We start from the raw sequence: 2,005 nt of genomic DNA on the forward strand, positions 1-2,005 counted from the left end.
AAAGATGTATAAAAATGATTTTGATGCATCCTTTTTAGTGAATATATAAAATAATTAACTTAGTGTATTAAATATATGATACATGATTATTTTAATATATTTAAAAGTAAAATGAAATAAGAAACGGATAATTGTCGGAATATATTCGATTTCCGTTCAATTTTATGAAATATGTGTACTTTTTGTTAGATTCCTTCATTTTGTCCATATACAATAAATGTATATAGAAATAAGAAAAGGATGATGTACGTGAAGGACACTGTTTTACAAGAAACGATTTCTCCACAAGAATTACATAAAGTTGTTCAAAAGAATACAGCTTATTATGATTTTAAGTGGGGTAAAGTAGAAAACCCTGCGCAAGGGAATACATGGAATTGGGTAGCCTTTTTCTTCCCAACCTTTTGGTTAGCTTATCGCAAAATGTATAAGTTATTTATTATATTTGCGTTATTGGCTATACCTAGTATAGTTATAACCCCTTTTATAGATATTCCAGAGGGGATTTATGTAACATTTAGTTTAGCTCTTCAATTAGGAATGATGATATTTACTGGATGGCAAGGAAACCGTTTATATTATAAGCAGGCTGTTCGTGTTTTTCGTAAGGGAGAGGATGCGTCTGATCATGAGAAGGCGTATTTCTTACAATCTAAGGGTGGCGCTAGTGTAGCTGGTATGATTGGTTTACAAGTTATAGTCGGGATTGTGTTTGGCGGAGCTATGCTCGGACTTTCTCTTTTACCAACTGAGCCGAATATTAAAAACGTTGTTCGTTCAACTGGTGAAGGGGTTACTTTAGAGATTATGACTGATAATCCAACCTGGAAGTTTGTGAAGAAAGAAAAAGATTATGATGTAGTAGAGTTTACTGGTTATGATTATACAGAGAAGAAAAACGTGAAAATTAAATTTGCTGTTTATTTCGATGAAGATTATTTCGAGTGGCAAGAGGTATATGAAAATAATAAGAAGTTAAGTGAAGAAGAAGTAGAAGAATATCAAATTTACATTGAAGAAAATAATTGGGGTTTCTAGAGGGAACTCGTTCATTTTGAAAAGAAGAATCTTGTGAAGGTTCTTCTTTTATTTATTAGGGGGGAGAGAAATGATTTCAGCATTAATAGAAGCTCTAATAGGATCTATTAGTTTAAGTACGGGTTTACACACGAAAAAGATTGATGCTAACATACTTTACTTGCAGCAGTATGAATGGTTTCGAATGATGTATGAAGACGAGAAGTATCGAAAATTATTTATTACGAACTACAAAGTTCGTTCATATTTACAAAGTAAGTTAAGAGTTCGATTGCTCGTAAAAAATAAAAATGCACAACGAAGATTTTTAAAATTAGTAGAAGAACAAATAGAAAAAAGGCATACGAATTGAAAATTTGTAAAATACAATAAAAAATGAGAATTTGAGGTAGGCTTGTCAATGACGTGAGACTATGGCACTATAAAGAAATGCTATACAAATTTTATTTATCGAGATGTAAACATCAATTTTGATTTTTACGTATAAATAATGAACGGAGGAAATGAATTTATGGCTACTTTACCAAATTGTCCAAAATGTAATTCAGAATATACGTATGAGGATGGCGTTCTTTTCGTATGTCCAGAATGTGCTCATGAGTGGGGCCAAGACGCAGAAGCTGAAAATAATGATGGTGCAAAAGTTGTAAAAGATGCGAACGGAAACGTTCTTCAAGATGGCGATGCTGTTACTGTTATTAAAGATTTAAAAGTAAAAGGAACTTCTTCAGTTGTGAAGATCGGTACGAAAGTAAAGAGTATCCGTCTAGTTGATGGCGATCACGATATCGATTGCAAAATCGACGGTTTCGGAGCTATGAAGTTAAAATCACAGTTCGTTAAGAAGGCGTAGTACAAATAAAAAGAGGAGGCGAATAGCCTCCTCTTTTTATTATGTCACTTTTTGTCGGTAAATCGATATTTCGTACAAAATCGTTGATATATTCTGAGTTATGATAGATATATT

The 2,005-nt window shown here is 32.3% G+C and carries 3 protein-coding genes; all 3 read left to right on the forward strand.

Translation table 11 applies throughout. The annotated features are described in order from the left end of the window. The first annotated feature begins 240 nt into the window (after window positions 1–240). The 3 genes from MR170_RS30450 to phnA all read left to right on the forward strand — a co-directional run bounded on the left by MR170_RS30450 (window position 241) and on the right by phnA (window position 1,891). Complete coding sequence (locus MR170_RS30450) at window positions 241–1,038, forward strand: DUF2628 domain-containing protein (protein WP_072940842.1); 798 nt, start codon at window positions 241–243, stop codon at window positions 1,036–1,038. Window positions 1,039–1,108: 70 nt separating this feature from the next. Then, the gene (locus tag MR170_RS30455; protein WP_016079860.1) at window positions 1,109–1,390 is read left to right on the forward strand and encodes a hypothetical protein; all 282 of its coding nucleotides are present in this window, start codon (window positions 1,109–1,111) and stop codon (window positions 1,388–1,390) included. Window positions 1,391–1,549: 159 nt separating this feature from the next. Continuing rightward, window positions 1,550–1,891, forward strand: a complete 342-nt coding sequence (phnA, locus tag MR170_RS30460; RefSeq protein ID WP_000212735.1) for an alkylphosphonate utilization operon protein PhnA — start codon at window positions 1,550–1,552, stop codon at window positions 1,889–1,891. Window positions 1,892–2,005 lie beyond the last annotated feature (114 nt).

Origin of the sequence: Bacillus cereus group sp. BfR-BA-01524, assembly GCF_022662595.1 — a bacterium.
GTDB classification, from domain to species: Bacteria; Bacillota; Bacilli; order Bacillales; family Bacillaceae_G; genus Bacillus_A; species Bacillus_A thuringiensis_S.